Annotated in this window: 25 protein-coding genes; 20 read left to right on the plus strand and 5 right to left on the minus strand. The window is 57.6% G+C overall.

Features of this window, described 5'->3' with window-relative positions; genetic code table 11:
- Positions 1-24: 24 nt before the first annotated feature.
- Both P8S53_RS16655 and P8S53_RS16660 read right to left on the minus strand, forming a co-directional pair.
- The gene (locus P8S53_RS16655) at positions 25-396 is read right to left on the minus strand and encodes an NAD(P)-dependent oxidoreductase (protein ID WP_277805098.1); all 372 of its coding nucleotides are present in this window, start codon (positions 394-396) and stop codon (positions 25-27) included.
- An 83-nt stretch (positions 397-479) separates the two neighbouring features.
- Positions 480-833, minus strand: a complete 354-nt coding sequence (locus tag P8S53_RS16660; protein WP_277805099.1) for a hypothetical protein — start codon at positions 831-833, stop codon at positions 480-482.
- A gap of 313 nt (positions 834-1146) precedes the next feature.
- On the opposite strand from P8S53_RS16660, the gene P8S53_RS16665 reads away from it, so the two are divergent.
- The 7 genes from P8S53_RS16665 to P8S53_RS16690 all read left to right on the plus strand — a co-directional run bounded on the left by P8S53_RS16665 (position 1147) and on the right by P8S53_RS16690 (position 3391).
- Positions 1147-1659 carry an SMC-Scp complex subunit ScpB gene (locus P8S53_RS16665; protein ID WP_277805100.1) on the plus strand — a complete coding sequence of 171 codons (513 nt, stop codon included), beginning with the start codon at positions 1147-1149 and terminating at the stop codon, positions 1657-1659.
- Positions 1660-1703: 44 nt separating this feature from the next.
- Positions 1704-1880, plus strand: coding sequence for a hypothetical protein (locus P8S53_RS16670; RefSeq protein ID WP_277805101.1), 177 nt, complete (start codon positions 1704-1706; stop codon positions 1878-1880).
- A gap of 29 nt (positions 1881-1909) precedes the next feature.
- Positions 1910-2113, plus strand: a complete 204-nt coding sequence (locus P8S53_RS16675) for a TRAP transporter large permease subunit (RefSeq protein WP_277805102.1) — start codon at positions 1910-1912, stop codon at positions 2111-2113.
- On the plus strand, positions 2067-2330 hold the full coding sequence (locus P8S53_RS16680) for a hypothetical protein (RefSeq protein WP_277806728.1): 264 nt from the start codon (positions 2067-2069) through the stop codon (positions 2328-2330). Before P8S53_RS16675 ends, P8S53_RS16680 begins: the two co-directional genes overlap by 47 nt.
- The gene (locus tag P8S53_RS21455) at positions 2327-2518 is read left to right on the plus strand and encodes an acyclic terpene utilization AtuA family protein (protein WP_373418504.1); all 192 of its coding nucleotides are present in this window, start codon (positions 2327-2329) and stop codon (positions 2516-2518) included. The genes P8S53_RS16680 and P8S53_RS21455 overlap by 4 nt, the downstream gene beginning before the upstream one ends.
- Positions 2494-2646, plus strand: a complete 153-nt coding sequence (locus P8S53_RS16685) for a hypothetical protein (RefSeq protein ID WP_277805103.1) — start codon at positions 2494-2496, stop codon at positions 2644-2646. The genes P8S53_RS21455 and P8S53_RS16685 overlap by 25 nt, the downstream gene beginning before the upstream one ends.
- Before the next feature lie 265 nt (positions 2647-2911).
- Positions 2912-3391: an IS6 family transposase gene (locus P8S53_RS16690; RefSeq protein WP_277805104.1), complete on the plus strand. Its 480-nt coding sequence runs from the start codon at positions 2912-2914 to the stop codon at positions 3389-3391.
- A gap of 153 nt (positions 3392-3544) precedes the next feature.
- Here the strand turns inward: P8S53_RS16690 and P8S53_RS16695 are convergent, their stop codons facing one another.
- Complete coding sequence (locus P8S53_RS16695; RefSeq protein ID WP_306417817.1) at positions 3545-5176, minus strand: XylR N-terminal domain-containing protein; 1632 nt, start codon at positions 5174-5176, stop codon at positions 3545-3547.
- Between the two features lie 249 nt (positions 5177-5425).
- Here P8S53_RS16695 and P8S53_RS16700 point away from each other — a divergent pair, with 249 nt between their 5' ends.
- The 9 genes from P8S53_RS16700 (at position 5426) to P8S53_RS16740 (ending at position 12789) form a co-directional block, all read left to right on the plus strand.
- Positions 5426-5941: a 2,4'-dihydroxyacetophenone dioxygenase family protein gene (locus P8S53_RS16700; protein ID WP_277805105.1), complete on the plus strand. Its 516-nt coding sequence runs from the start codon at positions 5426-5428 to the stop codon at positions 5939-5941.
- A gap of 40 nt (positions 5942-5981) precedes the next feature.
- On the plus strand, positions 5982-6800 hold the full coding sequence (locus tag P8S53_RS16705; RefSeq protein ID WP_277805106.1) for an SDR family NAD(P)-dependent oxidoreductase: 819 nt from the start codon (positions 5982-5984) through the stop codon (positions 6798-6800).
- 84 nt (positions 6801-6884) lie between these two features.
- Positions 6885-8177, plus strand: a complete 1293-nt coding sequence (locus tag P8S53_RS16710) for an ABC transporter substrate-binding protein (RefSeq protein WP_277805107.1) — start codon at positions 6885-6887, stop codon at positions 8175-8177.
- A gap of 12 nt (positions 8178-8189) precedes the next feature.
- Complete coding sequence (locus tag P8S53_RS16715; RefSeq protein ID WP_277805108.1) at positions 8190-8927, plus strand: ABC transporter ATP-binding protein; 738 nt, start codon at positions 8190-8192, stop codon at positions 8925-8927.
- Positions 8924-9649 (plus strand): ABC transporter ATP-binding protein, encoded by a 726-nt coding sequence (locus P8S53_RS16720; RefSeq protein WP_277805109.1) that lies wholly within the window; start codon positions 8924-8926, stop codon positions 9647-9649. The genes P8S53_RS16715 and P8S53_RS16720 overlap by 4 nt, the downstream gene beginning before the upstream one ends.
- Positions 9636-10496, plus strand: a complete 861-nt coding sequence (locus P8S53_RS16725) for a branched-chain amino acid ABC transporter permease (RefSeq protein ID WP_277805110.1) — start codon at positions 9636-9638, stop codon at positions 10494-10496. The genes P8S53_RS16720 and P8S53_RS16725 overlap by 14 nt, the downstream gene beginning before the upstream one ends.
- An 8-nt stretch (positions 10497-10504) precedes the next feature.
- A complete protein-coding gene (locus tag P8S53_RS16730; protein WP_277805111.1) occupies positions 10505-11509 on the plus strand; it encodes a branched-chain amino acid ABC transporter permease in 1005 nt (334 codons plus the stop codon).
- Positions 11506-12519 carry a zinc-binding dehydrogenase gene (locus P8S53_RS16735; RefSeq protein WP_277805112.1) on the plus strand — a complete coding sequence of 338 codons (1014 nt, stop codon included), beginning with the start codon at positions 11506-11508 and terminating at the stop codon, positions 12517-12519. Before P8S53_RS16730 ends, P8S53_RS16735 begins: the two co-directional genes overlap by 4 nt.
- A 72-nt stretch (positions 12520-12591) precedes the next feature.
- Complete coding sequence (locus P8S53_RS16740) at positions 12592-12789, plus strand: hypothetical protein (RefSeq protein ID WP_277805113.1); 198 nt, start codon at positions 12592-12594, stop codon at positions 12787-12789.
- 135 nt (positions 12790-12924) lie between these two features.
- On the opposite strand, the gene P8S53_RS16745 is transcribed toward P8S53_RS16740, so the two are convergent.
- Both P8S53_RS16745 and P8S53_RS16750 read right to left on the minus strand, forming a co-directional pair.
- A complete protein-coding gene (locus P8S53_RS16745; protein ID WP_277805114.1) occupies positions 12925-13563 on the minus strand; it encodes a GntR family transcriptional regulator in 639 nt (212 codons plus the stop codon).
- Between the two features lie 28 nt (positions 13564-13591).
- Positions 13592-14509 carry a dihydrodipicolinate synthase family protein gene (locus P8S53_RS16750; protein WP_277805115.1) on the minus strand — a complete coding sequence of 306 codons (918 nt, stop codon included), beginning with the start codon at positions 14507-14509 and terminating at the stop codon, positions 13592-13594.
- 99 nt (positions 14510-14608) lie between these two features.
- On the opposite strand from P8S53_RS16750, the gene P8S53_RS16755 reads away from it, so the two are divergent.
- From P8S53_RS16755 to P8S53_RS16770, 4 genes are read left to right on the plus strand one after another with little or no spacing between them, the layout of a single operon-like run.
- A complete protein-coding gene (locus P8S53_RS16755) occupies positions 14609-16015 on the plus strand; it encodes an FAD-binding oxidoreductase (protein WP_277805116.1) in 1407 nt (468 codons plus the stop codon).
- Entirely contained in the window at positions 16012-16554 is a 543-nt protein-coding gene (locus P8S53_RS16760) for a TRAP transporter small permease (protein ID WP_277805117.1), read from the plus strand. Before P8S53_RS16755 ends, P8S53_RS16760 begins: the two co-directional genes overlap by 4 nt.
- The gene (locus P8S53_RS16765) at positions 16551-17828 is read left to right on the plus strand and encodes a TRAP transporter large permease (RefSeq protein WP_277805118.1); all 1278 of its coding nucleotides are present in this window, start codon (positions 16551-16553) and stop codon (positions 17826-17828) included. Before P8S53_RS16760 ends, P8S53_RS16765 begins: the two co-directional genes overlap by 4 nt.
- A 24-nt stretch (positions 17829-17852) precedes the next feature.
- Entirely contained in the window at positions 17853-18869 is a 1017-nt protein-coding gene (locus P8S53_RS16770) for a TRAP transporter substrate-binding protein (RefSeq protein WP_277805119.1), read from the plus strand.
- Positions 18870-19286: the final 417 nt, after the last annotated feature.

Raw genomic sequence — 19286 nt, forward strand, 5'->3', positions numbered from 1 at the left:
CCCGTTCCAACGCATATCGGTATTTCAGGTTTTCTCAGGCGTCCAGATGCCGTCCCGCATAAGCTGGTTCAGCATGGGTTGCCCTGACCGATACCGCCCCAGATTTTGAATTATGATGTCTACGGACCGTTCGCGCCGGTCAGCGACAGGCGGTGAAAAATGCGGGGTGATCAGGACATTCGTTGCATCCCAAAGCGGATGCCCGGCCGGCAGGGGTTCAGAAACTGTGACACCAAGACCTGCGCCCGCAATCCTGCCGTCATTGAGTGCGGCAATAAGCGCATCCTGATCAATGACCTCGCCTCTGGACAGATTGACGACAATGGATGTCGGCTTCATCAAGGAAATGGTTTCCGGATTTATGATGTTTCGGGTTGCATCCGACAGGTTGACCAACTGTCGCGTTGTCGTTCATTTCGAGATGAAGAATTCAATAAAATCAATGGCCCTCCTTTGTCATTAAATGTGATACTTTGCGCTTAGAGCGCGTCGCGTTTAATCGGTTCGGTATCCTGCTGCTTTGAAGAAGTTGTAGCACTCTTCGTCTGTGAACAGTTCGCGGACATGGCCGACCGCCTGCCAGAGTTGATCATAGGTCCGGGCTGCTCTGCGATCCGGCGCTCCACCCACCCCTTGACCCCGGTCAGCTTGCATCGACCATGATCCCCCTGCGGCTTTGGCGCAAGTGAGCCGGTCTCGTGCTTCAGCCGCATCATGTCATTGACGAACTTGATCGAAACGCACAGCCGTCGCGCCGCTTCGGTGTGCGTGTTGCCCTGCGCGACAAGTGACACGGCATGTTCGCGCAATTCAACCGGATGCGGTTTGTCCATCTGTGATCCCCACATCTGCCTCACCGGCAGGGAATCACAGAAGTATAACAATGGGAATCCAGAATCCGATCAGTTGCGACCCGCCCTAATGGCGATATCGTTGCCTATAATTCTACGACAGCGTTCAAGCAGTTTATGTCAGAAAAATATCGCAAAGTCATCGCTTTAGCTCAGTGATCCTAAATTTAGGGGAAAAAAGTTGGGTCCAAAAGGGGCGCCAACGCGTCCTGTCTCATCGTTAAGGGCAGCGCGACACTTGGCGTGGTGCGCGAATTGACAGGGCGCGACACGTTCCGGCTTTACGGGCTGTGACATGGCAAAAAAGCGCGCCCCCGAATTTGACCGTGCCCGGTCCGACCTGCCGCCAGAGCTGCGCTGGAGCGATTGGATGAAGCGCATCGAGGCCGCGCTGCTCGCAAGTGCGCGGCCCGTTGCACGCGACGATCTGGCCCGCGTGGTGGGGCAAGGGATGTTAGTCGATATGCTGCCTGAAGACGTTTCGGCAGATCTGGAAACCCGCCCCTACGAGATTGTCAAATCGGGTGACGGGTGGCTGCTGCGCACGCGCGCCGCCCACGCGCCTGCCATTCGTGCAGTAGCCGATATCGCGGATCATGCGCTGGACCTGAGCGACCATGATGCCGCAGTTTTGGCCACAATCGCTTACTATCAACCGGTCAGTCGGGATGGGCTGAAAGCTCTCTTCGGTAAAGATATCAGCCGTGATCTGATGGGGCGGCTGTCCGCGCGTGGCCTTCTGTTCACTGGAATTTTCTTTGGAAGGTCCATCGCCACTGCAGCTTTCTGGGGCATTAGGGGTTGCTGATTGCTTTCGTTGTCATTCGGCCGGGGCAAATGCCATGGCGGGATATGTTGGCACGCGTTCTGGACGGGTTTGGGGATGCGGGGCGCGGGTTGGTTATCATCGGTGTCTTGCTGGCGGGTGCCCAAATCCTTGTGTCCATGATCAACCTGACGGGAATAGGCGTGACGCTAAGTTCGATGATTGTCAGCCTTGCGGGGGACCGCACCTTTTTGTCGCGCTGATTGTGGCCGGCCTTTGCCTGATTATGGGGATGGGTCTGCCAACAACTGCGGCCTATGTGCTGGTGTCGGCAGTTCTTGCGCCTGCCATGACAACGGTGGGTGTGGACCCATTGGCCGCGCATATGTTCGTGTTCTATTTCGCAACATTATCAGTCATCACGCCCCCTGTTTTGCGTCGCGGTTTTTGTGGGTGCGGACATTGCAGGCACAAACTGGCTGCCTGCCGCCATTGAGGCTGTGCGCCTTGCTTCGGTCGTATATATCGTGCCCTTCATGATCTTGCTATATCCGCGCATGGTCGGGCAAGGCGGGGGTCTGGCCGAACGCACAATCGCGCTTGCCCAACAGGCACTATTGCGTGATCCTACTGCCGGTTCCGATACCATGCTGGTCGCGCGGATGCGCGCAGCTCTGCCGGCCTGCCATGCGCAGAGGGGGTGCGCATTGTGACGAACATAGGTGCAGCCAACCCTTTTGCCGCAGCGGAAGCCGTGCGCACAGTCCTGCGGGATCCCGGCCTGCACGGAATGCGTGTCGCGGCCATCAGCGGGGATGATGTGCTGGCAGAAGTCAAAGCAGGGGATCACCCCAGATTGATGAGACAGGACAGCCCGTGTCAGCGCTTGGCAGCAAGCTGATTTCTGCAAATGCGTATCTTGGCGGGATCTCCCGGTCTTTGGCGCTGGACGCCCACGGCAAATGTCTTGGTTCAGAAATACTGGATCTGGAAGTGCAAAAGGCGATCGTGCGCAACTTGGCAGAGTGAACAGCCAAACCGTATTCCGGGCGAGGCAAGGATCAACTGCGCAACAGGCGCTGATGGCCGTTATTATCACACAAGGAAAACCCTGATGACATGTGATCGAACAATAGACGGGACTGTTGCTTTAGTGGCCATATTGTCGTGAAGTTGTTGCTGAAAGGACTTCTACATGGCAAGCAAACAGCCATTCAAGCGCTACCGGTTTCCCGCAGTAATCATCCTGTGTGCGGTTCGTATGTATTTGCGCTAACCGTTGCACTGTCAGGATGTGACTGACCTGCTGGCGCAGCGAGGGCTGGATATCGACCGCTCGACGTTCTTTCGATGGGTGCAGAAGTCTGGGCCGGAACTGTCCAGGCGGACCGAGGGTCATCTCAGTCGCGCGAGCCGTAATTGGCATGTGGATGAAACCTATATTCGTGTTGGTGGAAAATGGCGTTACCTGTGGCGGGCAGTTGATGCCAACGGCCAATTGGTGGATTTCAGGCTCACTGCCAGACGCGATGCCAAAGCTGCAATAGCCTTTCTGAACAAGGCAATTGAACATGTACGTCTGCACCGCCCCGTTTCGATCTGCACTGATAAAGCACCCACCTACCAGAAGGTGATCCGGGAGATCAACCACCGTTACGATCCGCACTTTGACTATATCATCCATGCCGCCCGCAAGTATCTAAACAACCGTGTGGAAAGCGACCATGCCGCTATGAAGATGCTCCTCGGATACCGCCAAAGATTCCGATCTTAGCAACGTGCAAAGGCAACACTGTTGGGGATGGAGGTAATCAGAACGATCACAAATGGGCACATACAAATCAGGCAGCCAGGCGTCCGAGGCGAAATCAGCTTCATCCACGAGCTACTTAACTTGGCCGCCTGAAATCAAGGCCACAGCATAAAATCAACCGCGCTGCAAGTTAACGCAAGAATCCTGATCGGAAAGCAGACACACTTCCTGGCTGATAGGTAAAGTTTTGATCCGGTAGGCCATCTGGGCGCGCGATAGTCCGAGCAAGCGGGCGGCGGCGGCGACATTGCCGCCCGATGCATGAAGGGCGCCATTCAGGATGCTTGCGCTGAGGCTGTCAAATGTTACCGCACCTTCGGTAAACGCCGGTCGCAGCATTGACCAGAGCGTGTCACTTTCTGGCGCAGATTCTTTGAGTGGGGCATCGTTCAAGGCCAATCGCAGATCCGAAGCCATAAGGGTTTCCGGTTGCTCCGCCAACAAGACCGCGCGTGAAAGCAGACTGCGCAACTCGGTCAACCCTGCACGGAAATGCATCGATGCCAATAGCGCTGCGGCATCGTCGCTCAGGCGTGCTGACCCCTGAAGTGCCAGTAATTTCTCCGCCAGTCGTGGCACATCTGCCTTGCGCGCATTCAGGTCGGGCAAGCAGACAGGCAAAACCGCCAGTTCAAAGGCCAGTTCAGGAAGGAATTGTGCGCTTGACAGCAGGGCATTGGGTGGCTTGTTCGACAGCGCTATCACCAATGGGGGGTGCCCGCTATCCTGCGTCAGCAGATCGCGCAACGCATATTGCCGATCAACTGGCAGCATCTCGATGGCGGCAATGACAATCCCCTGTGACTGTGCTTGGCTGTGTTCTGGGGGCTGGCGCAGTGCGGCAAGTCGATCGGTCAAGTCTGGCGCTTCTGCATGTATTATCTGGAACGTGCTTTCCGGATAGCGTTGTTGATAAAGCCAGCGTGCCGCAAGCCTGCGCCCGGACCCCACAGGGCCGCATATAAGTGCCGGTAACTTGTTCGCGGCAATCTTCTTCAGCCGTTCATGGACCGGAGAAAGAACAACAGATGTCAGATCATCATGTGGGTGAGTTTCAGTTGTGCGTTTTGCTGATGGGCCGATGCCCCAGGGTGTGCCTTGAGGACCAATGACTTCCCTGAGGAAGAACTGAACGAAGGGATCGTCCTGTCCCCAGCCGTCAACCGTTTTGCCAACAACGCGGCAGCTTTTGTGACCGGTGGCCGAGCAGGTTAATTCCTTGTAGATGACAAGCCTGCGGAAAAACACGCTTGCGTAACCTGCTGCATATCCTGTTTGCAGCCAGCATACAGGTTTTGTCGCGCGCCCGTGGCGGTGTTGGTAATTGCTTGCCTCGACCGATTCATGCCACAGGAAATCCCCCGTAAAACGGTCAGACTCGAAGTCAAAATCATTCGAGATCGTTTCGACCTTGACGGTTCCGGTTACCATGTGCAGCCGCGTTCCTGCCGTGAACGCGTCCCCCGGATCAAGCGTTGGCCAGGACTGCCGGATGAACTCTGCATCCTCGCGCCCGCTGCGAAATCCCAGACGTAGCATCAACACCATGGCATCATGTTCACTGTAGCGTCGCATCAGCTGATCGCGCAGATCATCGAAAAAGCTTGCGCGGGTCAGAAGCATGCGCTCCCCCTTAAGGGAGATGGTGCCATGCGCGGGATTGAACTCCAGCAGATCCAGCAGGTCGCGCAGCGTCGGACGACCGCCGCGGGTAAGGAGTTCATTCTGGCTTCTGTCTGTATGCATGATGGCACTTTATCAAATGATAAATGTTATTCTACCATTTGATAACGCGGCAGCGCGGCAAAATATGTATATAAAACAACATTACTTCATATTTTTTTTAAATTGAGGCCGCAAAAGCACCGGAACACAAAGGATATTAATCCACTGCATCGGCATTGCCGCAGCGCAGCTGAGTTTTTTCCAGTTGACGGAACTTCCGACCGGACTGTTGGATCAATAGACCAACGCGACAGGTCAAGGGAGGACCAGATGACAATGAACAAGCAGATCACCAAACTGCCGCCGGAACCTCATGAAGCGATGATCCACCGCTTCGGAAAAGAGGGGGCCTTCATTCCGGGTGATGATGCCAGAAACCCCTGGGTGCCCTTTGGCGAAGCAGCGGCAATCAAGCATCTTGCATTTGATGTCCGCAATAATTCCGCCGCCAACATCCTTTGGGTCAAGGGCGGGGGGCGCATCGGAACGCACAGGCATCGCGGGGTGGTTTCGGCCGTTACGCTGGAAGGGTCCTGGGGCTATTACGAATATGACTGGGTCGCCCGTCCCGGGGATTTCGTCTATGAACTGCCCGGCACGGCTCACACGCTGTATTCGGATGACCCCAATGGCATGAAGGCGCTGTTCTGGTTGAACGGGGCGATCGAATTTTTCGATGACGATGCGCAATACGACTTCACCGCCGATGTCTTCTGGTTCATCGACCATTACGTCAGCTACTGCGAAGCAAACGGAATTGCCGTCAACAACGACATGTTCATATGAGCGCCCCGTTCGGAAAGCGCGGGTGAAGAGAAGGGTAAACATGTCGTTGGAAACAATGTTCAATGTGGCAGGAAAATCCGTAATTGTTACGGGGGGCGCGTCCGGAATCGGCAGGGCCTATGTCGAAATCATGGTCGAATGCGGTGCATATGTCTGCATTCTGGATTGCGATCAGGATGGTCTGGGCCAAACTGTTGCCCAGATCGGGGCTGAAGGCTGGCCGGGGCGGGTGTGGTCCATAGCTGTGGATGTCAGCGACCGTCGCGCATTGGCGAACGCGTTCGACGCGGTTGCGCGGAAACAGGGACGTATTGATGCGGTTTTTGCAAATGCGGGGCTGGATGCCGGACCCGGTTTCCTGACCCCGGAGGGAGAACGCCACCCGCTGGGACAGATCGACAGCATGCCCGAGGACCAGTGGGACAGGGTTCTGGACGTCAATCTTACGGGGGTATTCAGCACAATCCGCAATGCGGCGCGTCATATGAAGATGACTGGCGGCGGCCGTATCATTGTGACGTCATCGGTTGCGGCGCGGGTAAATGAGTCTTTTGTGGGCACAGCCTATATGCCCGCAAAGGCCGGGGTAGACCATCTGGTCAGAAATGCCGCCATGGAACTGGCTGCGTATGGGATTCTTGTCAACTGCATTTCGCCCGGGCCTTTCATCACAAACATTGCAGGCGGACGGTTGAAGAATGCGGCTGACCGTGCGGCCTTCGAGGCGCAGTCCCTTCTTGGGCGCATTGCTGACCCTGAGGAAATCAAAGGGCTGGCGCTGTATCTGGCGTCGCCCGCGTCAAGTTATGTGACAGGGGCGCAAATGACGATTGACGGCGGGTCATCCTTGCGTGGTTGAGCGGGCCTGCTGAACGAAAGCGGGATTGTTGCCGGACCCGCGCGCACTATCCGGCAGTTGCTTTTTTCTCTGGGAGGATACGAAATGAGCATTCAATCTGGACTTGGAACTTCGACGCGGCGCAGGGTTCTGCAAGGCATGGGCGCGGGCGTTGCAGCACTTGCCGCGCCATCCATTCTGCGCGCGCAAAGTGCGGGCACCATCAAGATCGGGTTCATCACACCGGCGACCGGCCCGCTTGCACTTTTCGGTGAAACCGACGGCTTCACGGTTGAGCGTATCCGCGAGGCTCTGGGCGGGAAGCTGGAGACGGCAGCGGGAACCTATGATTTGCAGATCCTTGTGCGTGACGGGCAGTCTGACCCGAACCGGTCAGCGCAGGTGGCCGCAGACCTGATCCTGAATGACGAGGTGCATATGCTGTTGCCTGCCTCGACAACGGATATCATCAATCCGGCGGCGGATCAGGCAGAACTGTTCGGTGTGCCGTGTTTGTCGACGGCAGCGCCTTGGCAGGCTATCGTCTTTCCGCGTGGCGGGGCCGATCAGCCGTTTGACTGGACCTATCATTTCTTCTGGGGGCTGGACGAGGCGCTTGCAACATTTGTCGGGCTTTGGAACAGTCTTGATACGAACCGCAAGGTCGGCATGTTGTTTCCGCAGAATGCCGATGGCGAAACCTGGGGCAGCACCGAATACGGGCTTCCTGTTCCGACGCAAGAGGCAGGTTTTGAAACGCGCATGCCGGGTTTCTTCCAGCCGCGGACGAATGACTTTTCTTCGATGATATCCAATTTCCGGCAATTTGATGCGGATATCATCGGCGGTATCACCTATGTTGATGATCTGACCACCTTCGTGAACCAATGCGCACAGCAAGGGTATCGTCCAAAGGCGATAACGGTTGCCGCGGCCTTGCTGTTTCCTTCAGGCATCGAGGCATTGGGCGATTTGGGCGTGGGCATGTCGTCCGAGGTTTGGTGGACACCTGCCTTCCCGTTCCAGTCATCGCTGACCGGACAGACCAGCCGCGACGTGGCTGATGCATGGGAAGCTTCCACGCGGCGGCAATGGACGCAGCCGCTGGGTTATAGCCATGCCATATGGGAGGTGGCCATTGATGCGCTGCGCCGGTCTTCCAATCCGCTGGACCGCACGGCCAACCGCGATGCGCTGCGCGAAACGTCCATGCAGACGCTGGTCGGCCCGGTTGATTTCGGTTCAGGGCCACACCCGAACGTGTCCGCTACGCCGATTTTCGGGGGCCAGTGGGTGCGGGGTGAACAATGGCCGTTCGAACTGAAGATTGTGGATAATTCGGTTAATCCGCTTTTTGAACCAGAGCAGGCAATGCAACCCCTGCCTTGGTCATCGTGAGCGCCACAGTTCATGCAACATAAACAAGACGAAGCGCCCCTGTTGTCGGCGCGTGGCCTAAGCAAATCCTTCGGCGCTGTCAGGGTTCTGCACAACGTGGATTTCGAAGCCCGTGCTGGCGAAGTGCTGGGTATACTTGGTCCGAACGGTGCGGGCAAGACGACGCTGTTCAACCTGATCAGCGGGGATATCCGCGATTATGGGGGCGATATTCGTTTCGGGGGCCAGCCATTGGCTGGCCCCCCGTTTGAACGCTGCCGACAGGGCATTGGCAGGACGTATCAGATTCCGCTTCCCTACGGGGCGATGACAACCTTTGAGAATTTGCTTGTTGCCGCAAGTTTCGGAGGCGGCATGTCAGAGGCTGAAAGCTACGACCATTGCGCCATGATTCTGGAAGATTGCGATCTGATGCGGCGCGCCAATGTGAACGCGGGCATGCTGACCTTGCTGGACCGAAAGCGCCTTGAACTGGCGCGGGCGCTGGCATCAAAGCCACGGCTGCTGCTGCTGGACGAAATTGCCGGGGGACTGACCGAGGAAGAGGGCAAGGACCTTGTGGCCCTGATCGGGCGCATCCGTGACAGCGGTATTACAATCATCTGGATCGAGCATGTTCTGCACGCGCTTTTTGCCGTGGCCGACAGGCTTCTGGTGCTCAATTTCGGGGAAAAGATTGCCGAGGGGCTGCCTGCACAGGTGATTGAGAACCCAGAGGTCAAACGCGTCTATATGGGGGTCGAGGCATGAGTGCGCTTTTGTCAACGCATGATCTGATTGCCGGATATGGTGATATGCGCGCCCTGCACGGGGTCGAGATTTCTGTTTCCGCAGGCGAGACAGTCGCCCTGATCGGTGCGAATGGAGCAGGGAAGTCAACGCTTCTTAAGGCGATCATGGGGGTTTTGCCCGTCGCGCAAGGGATGATCAGGCTTGATGGCAAGGCGGTCGGGGGCCAAAGTCCGCACCTTATGGTCAAGGCGGGCGTTGCCATTGTTCCCGAGGGGCGACGGCTGTTCGTTGGCATGAGCGTGGAAGAAAACCTGCGCATCGCGATTGAACATGCCGCCGAACCCATGGGCGAGCCGTGGACATTGGAGCGTGTTTTCGCGTTGTTTCCCATCTTGCGCGAAAAGGCCAGAACGCTGGTCGAGAACCTGTCCGGGGGCCAGCAGCAGATGGTGTCCATCGGGCGCTCGTTGCTGGTGCAGCCGCGGGTGCTGCTGTGTGATGAAATCAGCCTGGGGCTGGCCCCCAAGGTCGTGCGCGAGATTTATGCGGCACTGCCGGAGATTTCCGCAGGGGGTGTGGCACTGGTTCTGGTCGAACAGGATGTAGGGCTGGCGCAGCGCGCATCCCAACGCCTTTACTGCATGCTTGAAGGACGCATTACGCTTCAGGGTGCGTCCAGTGACATTACCCGCGAGCAGATCTCGGCGGCCTATTTTGGAGCAACTCATGTATTGGATTGACGGTATCGTTCAGGGCATTCTTCTTGGCGGGCTATATGCGCAATACGCCCTTGGAATGGCGCTGATGTTCGGGGTGATGAAGATTGTCAATGTCACGCATGGCGATCTGGTGATCCTGCTTGCGCTTATCGGTATTTCGCTTGCCGACCTGACGGGTCTTGGCCCATGGAGTATTCTGGCAACACTGGTTCCCATCGGTGCGGCGATTGGCTGGATTTTGCAGCGTGCGTTGCTCAATCGGGTGGTAGGGGATGACCCTTTGCCGTCGCTTATCGCAACATTCGGGCTGTCAATCGCGCTACAGAATGCAATGTTGCAGATCTGGTCTGCTGATACGCGGTCGCTTTCGGGGGGCGCGATCCAGCAGGCTTCTATTCCCATAGGATCGCTTTATATCGGTGTGCTGCCGTTGATTGTGCTGATCTGCGCAACTGTTCTGACGGCGGGCATGGCCTTTTTGATGCATTATACGCGCTTTGGCCGCGCGTTGCGCGCTGCCTCTGCTGATGTCGAAGCAGCGGCGATGATGGGGGTAAACCCGAAACGGGTTTATGCCCTTGCTACGGCCATCGCGGTCGGGATTCTGGGCTTTGCCGCCGCCTTTCAGGCGATGCGCGCGACCGTTGCGCCATCTGACGGACCTTTCCAGCTGATTTATGCTTTTGAGGCTGTGATAATCGGCGGGCTTGGCTCGATCTGGGGTGCTTTCACGGGGGCGATGATCCTTGGCATCAGCCAATCCATCGGGTTCCGTATCAATCCGGGCCTTGGCATTCTTGCCGGACATCTGGTGTTCCTGGCGGTGCTGGCGGTGCGCCCGCAGGGCATTTTCAAACGCAAATCCTGAGGTTCAGCATGTCAAAATACCAAGTCATCCGCATGACCCTGTCGGGGCGCATCGCGTGGGTTATCTTTGCGGCTGCGCTGATCTGCATCATCTCGATGCCATGGTGGGCATCGCAAGGATTGATCCGTGATGTTGTGACGCTGGCCTGCTATATTGCCGTTGCGCAGATGTGGAACATGCTGGCCGGGTATGGCGGGCTGGTGTCTGTGGGACAGCAGGCATTTGTGGGCGTGGCGGCCTATGCCATGTTCGTGCTGGCCCAGACCTATGGGATCAATCCCTACAGTGCGGTTTTCATAAGTCTGCTTGCACCAGCAGTGCTGGCCGTGCCGATCTATTTTTTGCTGCACCGGCTGGAAGGGCCATATTTCGCCATCGGCACCTGGGTTGTTGCTGAAGCCTTGCGACTTCTGGCCACAAATATGCCCATGCTGAACGGCGGCGCAGGCATGAGTCTGCGGGTCATGACACAGTTCTCGGTCCACGAACGCGCCATTGCATCATCCCTTTTGGCTGCGCTCTTGTTGCTTGTGACATTGGGCGGCAGCTATCTGGTATTGCGCAGCCGCTACGGGATCGCGATGACCGCGATGCGTGACAATCCCGCTGCGGCGGCCAGTCAGGGCGTCAATGTTCACCGGTTGCGGTTCTATCTGTTCGTTGCGGCCGCAGTCGGGTCGGGTTTCGCGGGTGCGGTCTACTTCATGGCACAACTGCGCATCACACCGCCGTCAGCCTTCGGCATGAACTGGGCCAATCTGGCGATTTTCATTGTCATGGTGGGGGGCATCGGCAGCCTTGAGGGGGTGTTGATCGGTGCGGTTATCTTCTTCTTTGCCGAACGCTGGTTTGGCGAATATGGCGCAAGCTATCTGATCGTTCTGGGTCTGATGACACTGGCCTGCGCGCTGTATTTCAGGGGTGGTCTGTGGGGGTTCTATAGCCGCCATTTCAACGCGCCATGGTTTCCGACCAGACGCCATCTTGTCCGCAACGAGGGAGAGGTGAAATGAAGGCGCTTATTTTTGACGGGTTTGGCAAACCGCTACGGTCTGGTGTCTGCCCTGATCCAGTGCCCGCACGCGACGAGGTTGTTCTGAAGATCTGCCGCTGCGGAATTTGCGGCAGCGATCTGCACATGACCGAAGACCCGGTTTTCGACCTTCAACCAGGCGCGGTGATCGGGCATGAATTCGCCGGAGAAGTGGTCGAGACTGGCGCAGATGTCCAAAATTTGCGCGTGGGCGATCTTGTCGCGGCCGCCCCGTTGCGTGGGTGCGGGATATGCGCCGCCTGTCGCGCAGGCTCGCCCGCATGGTGCGAGAATGGCATGACGCTTATTGGCGGCGGGTATGGACAATACGCAGCCCTCGCCGACCATCAGTTACGGAAATTGCCTGATGGCATCTCACTGGCGGATGGCGCATTGGCAGAGCCCTTGGCCGTTGCATTGCATGGGGTGCTGCGGTCCGGGCTGAAACCGGGCGCGCGGGTGCTTGTCGTGGGGGCCGGGGCAATCGGGCTGGCGGTCGTATACTGGGCGCGGCGGATGGGCGCGCGCACGATTGTCGCGGCGGACCTGAATGATTTTCAGCGTGATCGCGCCGCAGATCTGGGGGCCACGGGGTTTGTCACATCAGGGCCGGATATGGCGCAGCGTGTGGCCGAGGCCTGTGGCGGGCCGCCTGATATTGTCTTTGAATGTGTTGGCAAGGTAGGGCTGATCGATCATTGCATCGATCTGGTGCGTCCGCAGGGAACAGTTTGTGTGTTGGGGCTGTGCACCGGGACCGACAAGTTGGATAGTTTCCGCGCCATTTCGAAAGAGGTGACGGTGGTTATGTCAGTGTTCTTTGATATGCATGAATTCGCCACGGCCATCGATGCGCTGGACGCGGGGCGGTATGCCCCACAAGCGCTGGTATCCGATGTCGTAGGGCTGTCCGAAGCGCCTGCGGCATTCGAGGCACTGCGCCAGCGTACAACACAATGCAAGGTACTGATTGATCCGTTTGCAGATTGAAACAATATGAGCGCAGTTGATAGATTATGTCGGTGCGAACTTTTGCCGAATAAAGTGATCTGTGAGGCAGTCGTGGCTGTGGTTGTTTCTGTCAGTGGCTGCGAGATTGACACGGGCAAAGAACGTGCAAGGCTGGCGCGATCACTGGCCAAGTTCAAACGACCCAAACAGGTATTCGTGATCGCGGACCTCCCTCGCAATGCGATGGGGAAAGTACAAAAAGCACTGCTCCGGCAGCAATACAACGATGTATTCACGGCCTTAATGTGAACACCCTGATCGAAACGGCATTATGCCTGCCACGAGACAAACAGGGTCAGACTCAGCGTCAATCTGCATGAGACGCGGTGGCGGGGCAAAGGACAAGTGGCGGGCCGGAAAGAGCACAAAATGCCACAAGCACATTCATATTCTGACTGCGCGTTGCCGTGCGCTGGTTATGTGCGCCAGAAGGGCGTTTTCCGCAGCTTCCGGACTTCGGCTTTCGATGGCCGTGATGATTGCCAGATGTTCATCCATGACTGAGACGGCAAGTTCAGGCAGCATTCTGGTATCTTCGTTCCGGATAAGCCGGACTTTGATTGCATTGGTGCGGTAGATTGTCCTGATCAGGTCATTGTCCAGCATGTCGATCATCCTGTCGTGGAAATCCCAGTCGATTCGCTGCGCGTTCGCCAGAATATCCGGGGTAATGCCTGAAGCGGCTGCTGCGCGCGCCGCTTCATGATCAGCACGAAGTGTTGCAATCTCCTCATCTGAAACGACGGCTACGAAGTGGCGCACCGCTTCGCGTTCAAGGATGATGCGCAACTGAAATGCATTGCGGATCAGTTCCATATCGACATGCAGGACCTGCAGCCCGCGTTGGGCCACGGTCCGGATCAGGCCATCCGCTTCCAGCCGGGGGATCATTTCGCGCACGGCGCCAAGGCTCATGCCGGTCAGGGCAACAAGTTCCCGTTGTGAAATGAACTGGCCCGGCGAAATCTGACGGGAGAGCAGGTTTTCTGTGAAGGCATCATAGGCCAGTTCCCTTTGCTTCATAATGTCCGCCCCCCTTGTTTGTTGTCGTTCAGCCCTTCAGGGACCTTACAGTAGCAAGTAAGCTTGCGACCAGTGCAGAATCCGCCTGTTCCAGCGGCGGCCTTGTGGTGGCCCAGCCCGGGTCGTCATGCAGTCCGCCGACCAGTGCCTTGACCAACGGCGTAACCGGGGCCGAAACCACGCGGTCCACAAGAGCGTCCATATCAGGGTCGGCCATGCCGGTGCGGATCAGGTTGTCAACACGGGCGGGCAGCAGGTTGCCCATGCCGCTGATCGCACCTGCACCGCCAAGGGGGGCCGCGCGGGCAAGCAGCCGTTCATCCCCGATCAGGATGGCCAGATCGTCCATTGGCAGCAAGCTTGCCGTATGCTCCCAGTCACCGGCGCTGTCCTTGACCCCGAAAATCGTATCACTGAACCTGTCCTTCAACTGGCGTATCAAAGGCGCATCAAAAGCCACGCCTGTCACCTGCGGAATATGATAGAGAATGATCTGCATGTCGCGTTTTGTTGTGCTGATCAGCTGTGTGACCCATGCACCCAGCCCCGCCTGCGAAACGCCCTTGAAGTAGAAAGGCGGCGCCAGAAGCATGCGGTCCACGCCCTTGGCCTGCGCTGCGGCGATCTGCGCGCTGGCCGTTTCGATGTCGGGGGCAACAATCGCGGCCGTAATCCTGGCCGCCGGCACACCGGCGTCCAGCACGGCATCCAACAGACAGGCCCGGTCGGACGTTCCAAGCGATGACCCTTCGCCAGTGGTGCCGAAAAGCGTTACGCCGTTCAGCCCTTCCTGCATCAGAAACGCAGCATGAGCGGTCGCGCGGGCGGTATCGATGGTGCCATCTGTGCAAAAGGGCGTCACCATTGCAGCGGACAAACCAAAAAGATGGGCACGAGGGGCGCTGTGCGCCACTTTGGGCTTTGGCGCAGCTGAACTGAAGGGCATGGTCAGGATTCCTGTTTGAACATTCACTGACATGTTAGCGTATTGACATTGACTGTTCAACTGATACGTTGATGCTATTCCATGAGGAGGGAGGCAGGGATGAACGTCGGACTTGAGGCGGCACCGTCACTACAGGCGTTTCTTATGGCTTTGCCAGAAAGCGTCCGGTCCACACGTGTTGACCCTGTACCAGTGCGAAATCAGAATGACTGGTCTGCGCTGGCGGCTGAAACACCCGCCGCGTTGTTCTGTCCACGCACGACAGAAGATGTTGCGGCGCTTCTTCACGCGGCCGACACGCACAGGATTTCTGTTGTGCCCCAAGGTGGTTTGACTGGTCTGTGCGGCGGGGCACGCCCTATATCATCAGGAATTGCGCTTTCACTTGAAAAGATGGTCGGTGTCGAGGAAATTGATCCTTCCTCTGCAACGATGACAGTTCTGGCCGGAACCCCGCTGGAAGTGGTGCAGAACGCTGCCGCCGCGGCAGGTCTGTATTTCCCCCTGGACCTTGGGGCGCGGGGATCGTGCGCAATCGGCGGTAATGCCAGCACCAACGCGGGCGGGAACAGGGTAATCCGCTACGGCCTGATGCGCGATCTTGTGCTGGGGCTTGAAGCGGTGCTGCCTGATGGAACGATAATAGACGCCACCACCAAGCTGATCAAAAACAACACTGGATTCGACCTGCGCCAGCTGTTCATCGGGTCCGAAGGCACGCTTGGGGTCATCACCCGGCTTGTGCTGCGGTTGGCGCCAGCACCCGGCTGCACCCATGCGGCGCTTTGCGGGATGGGGGATTATGCGTCTGTTCTGCGTCTGCTGGAAGGGGCGCGGCGCAAACTGGGGCCGACATTGTCCGCGTTTGAAGTGATGTGGCCTGATTACTGGAAGGTTGCCTGCGAAGTGCCGGGGGTACGCAGCCCTTTGACGCAGCCGCATGCTTTCCGTGTTCTGATTGAGGCGCAGGGCACGGATGAGGCCGTCGACGGCGCGCGTTTCACGGCCTTTCTTGAAGAAATGTTCGACGGCGAGGTGCTGGAGGACGCAGTTTTGTCCCAAAGCCTTGCAGACATCAAGGCGTTCTGGGGCGTGCGCGATGCATGTTCAGAGTTCAAGCAGACCCTAGGGCCGCATCTGGCCTATGATGTCGGATTGCCGACCAGACAAGCGGATGAATTCGCGAAGGCATGCGCGTCTGCCATCGCAAAGGCCGTGCCGGGCAGCAAGTCTGTCTTTTATGGTCATGTCGCGGACGGGAACCTGCATCTGCTGGCTTGGCTACCCGGTGCCCATGATCAGCCCGCCAAGGCATTCGACACCGCCGTCTATACCACTGTGCGGGAGTTTGGTGGTTCCGTTTCAGCGGAACACGGCATTGGAACAACCAAGAAGCCGTATCTTGAATATTCGCGCACTGTGCAGGAAATCGCGCTGATGCGCCGGATCAAGACCGCACTGGACCCGAATGGTATCCTCAACCCTGGCAAGGTGATCGACGTATGATGAAAGTCCTGCGATCCCTGGACGCCAATTTCGAGCGTTTTATCCTTGCCGCGATTCTTCTTGCGCTGGTTCTGATTCTGGCCGCGCAGGTGGTGTTTCGCTATCTGGTCGGCTCGCCGCTGGTCTGGTCCGAAGAACTGGCACGGTATCTATTGATCTGGTGCACATTCATCGGTGTCAGCCTCGCTGTGCGCGAGGGGCGTAATATTTCTGTCGATCTGTTGCCAGTTCTGGCAGGTCAGGCGTGGCTTCGGACCTTCGGCGTTGTGGCGCTGCTGGGGTCTGCGATCTTTTTTGCGCTGATGGTCTGGTATTCGGTCCCTCTGACGCAAAGGATTGCGCAGATCGGACAAAGATCCCCTGGACTGAACTTGCAGATGTGGATTGTCTATGCGGCTGTGCCGGTCGGTATGGGGCTGGCGCTCCTTCGGGCAATTCAAGCCTTGTGGCGGATTGCGCGGGGCGGTGACGTGCCGGGGCTGAGCATAATCCCGGATGTCGTGCCCGAAGCCAGTGTTGAAGAAAGGTCGCGCTCATGATCCCGCTTTATGCCTTGGGCTTTTTCCTGCTGGTCATGCTTTTCAGTATCCCGGTCGCGTTTTCACTGGGCTTTGCGGCATTTTTGCCGGGATGGATTGGTGCGCCGACGAATCCTGGCCAGGTCGTGCGCTCCATCGTAACGGCGCTGGACAGTTTTCCACTGCTGGCCGTGCCACTGTTTATTCTTGCAGGTGAGATCATGACGCGGGGCGGACTCGCCAAGCGCCTGTTTTCCTTTGCCGATGCGCTGTTTGGAAGGTTTCGGGGCGGTCTTGCCATGTCCTCGGTCGTGGCGTGCATGTTCTTCGGCGCAATCTCGGGCAGTTCGCCCGCGACTGTGGCGGCCATCGGGTCCATGGCGATACCCCTTCTTGTGTCCCGCGGGTATGACCTGCGTTTTTCCACCGCTCTGGTTACTGCGGCGGGAACGCTTGGGGTTATCGTGCCGCCCTCCATACCGATGATCATCTATGGCATGGCGGCTCAGGTCAGTGTCTCGGCCCTGTTCATCGGGGGGATCATACCCGCGCTTGTAATTGGTGCGCTGCTGATGGGCTATGCCCATGTATACGGGCGACGCAACGCCCACCGCATCACGTCGGATACCGGCCGGATTTCCGTCATGGCTGCATTCCGCCGCAGTTTCTGGGCGCTGATGGCACCGGTGTTCGTGCTTGGGGGCATTTACGGCGGCGCCTTCACCCCGACCGAGGCCGCGGCCATCGCCTGCATCTATGGTCTGGTCATTTCGATGTTGGTGTTCCGGGAACTGACAATCCGCGATCTGGGCAGTGTGCTGGTCAACACGGCGCTGACCATTGGGCCAATCCTTATTATTGCCGGAACCGGGGCCGCGCTTGGCCGGGTGCTGACACTTATGCAGGTGCCTGCGACTTTGGGGGAATTTGTTGGCGGGGCGATTGATGAAAGGCTGATCCTGCTGCTGCTCATCAACCTGATACTGCTTGGTGTGGGCATGGTGATGGAAACCCTCTCGGCGATCATCGTGCTTACGCCAATTCTGTTGCCGGTGCTGGCCCCCTATGGTGTCGATCCGGTTCATTTTGGAATGATCATGGTGGTCAACCTTGCCATTGGCTTTGCCACACCGCCAGTTGGCGTCAACATCTATGTCGCGTCTGGCATCACCAAGCTGTCGGTTTTGCAGATATGTCGCGGATTGTTGGTGCCCATTGCTCTGCTTCTGGTGGGGCTGCTTCTTGTTACCTATGTGCCGGGGTTGACCCTGTGGCTTCCGGGCCTTGCGGGTTGATCCGCCGGGCTTTCACCCCATGAAATGGAGGATTTCATGAAACTCAAGTCCCTTTCCGCTGCGGCGCTGCTCGCATTGTGTCCTGTACTGCCGGTCGCGGCGCAGGAATATACAATGATCCTGGCGCACACGCTCAATGATACGACACATCCGCTTTACCAGGCCTTCAAGAAGATCGAAGCTGATATCGAAGCCGCCTCGGATGGCCGGATTGATGTTCAGCACCAACCGGGCGGCGCCTTGGGCGGTGATCGTGAATTGTTGGAGTCGATGCTGCTGGGCGATATCCAGTTTGTGCCCACGTCAACATCCGGCGCGGTGCAGTTCGTGCCTGAATTCGCGGCCTTTGAAATACCTTATCTGTTTCCGACAGAGACCACACAACTGCGCGCCATATTGAACGACAGCGAGTTCACGACCGCTGTTGAGGCCGCGCTGGAAGCGCGCGGCATGCATTTTGGCAGCTTCTATAATGGGGGCTTCCGTCAGTTGACAACGTCGACTGTGCCGGTGCGCACACCCGCTGATATCAGGGACAACAACCTTCGCATCAGGGTTCCCGAAAACCGGTTCTCGGTCGCCACCTGGGAGGCCATTGGCGCCGCACCTACACCCATTGCATTCCCTGAACTCTACGGGGCCTTGCAGCAGGGCGTGGTAGAAGGACAGGAAAACCCCTTCGGCCACATCATCTCGCAGCGTTTCTATGAGGTGCAGAACTATCTGACGACGACCAATCATATTCTTCTGGCCAATGTGAACCTGATCAACAAGGAATGGTATGACAGCCTGCCCGGGGACCTTCAGGCCGTTGTCGATCAGGCGCTGGCTGACGCGGAAACCTTTCAGTGGGAACTTCAGGATGAGATGCTGAACGAGCAACGTTCAGCAATTCTGGCCAACATGGAGATTATTGACTTGTCCGAGGAGGAGTTGCTGCAGTTCCGTGATGCTACAGCGCCTTTGCAGGACATGGTTCGTGAACAGATCGGCGACGAAATGGTCGACACCCTGATCAGGGCGATTGACGCCCAACAATAAGGGTATGCCCAACGAAGCAACCCCGGCCACCAGTTGCGCTGGCCGGGGACACAATGCGGGTCCACTCCCTGTCCACAGCACGTATAAGCTCCGCCCGGCCACTCTTCCGGGGCAGGGTGGGAAGGTGGAGCTGATCTTGTTGGACCGGCGATTTCAATGCCGAACCCTGCATCCCCCAACCGGGGCATTCGCCGGGCGGTTTGCGCCTGCCGTGAACCGGCCACACGCGAGGCGGAGGTCACGTCTGCAAGGGCTGGTCCGTCATATGGGCCTTGCAGACGTGGACGACTCGGACTGCCCGTGAGTAAAGATACTGACCTGTTCCCGAATGGTTGAAAACCCCGTGGCAGGTCAACTTGCCCCGCGTGCTTCCACAGTGCTTCCACGGCTTGGCCACATGCGAAAGCCCCGCTTTGT

The organism is Roseinatronobacter sp. S2, from assembly GCF_029581395.1.
In the GTDB taxonomy this organism is placed as follows: domain Bacteria; phylum Pseudomonadota; class Alphaproteobacteria; order Rhodobacterales; family Rhodobacteraceae; genus Roseinatronobacter.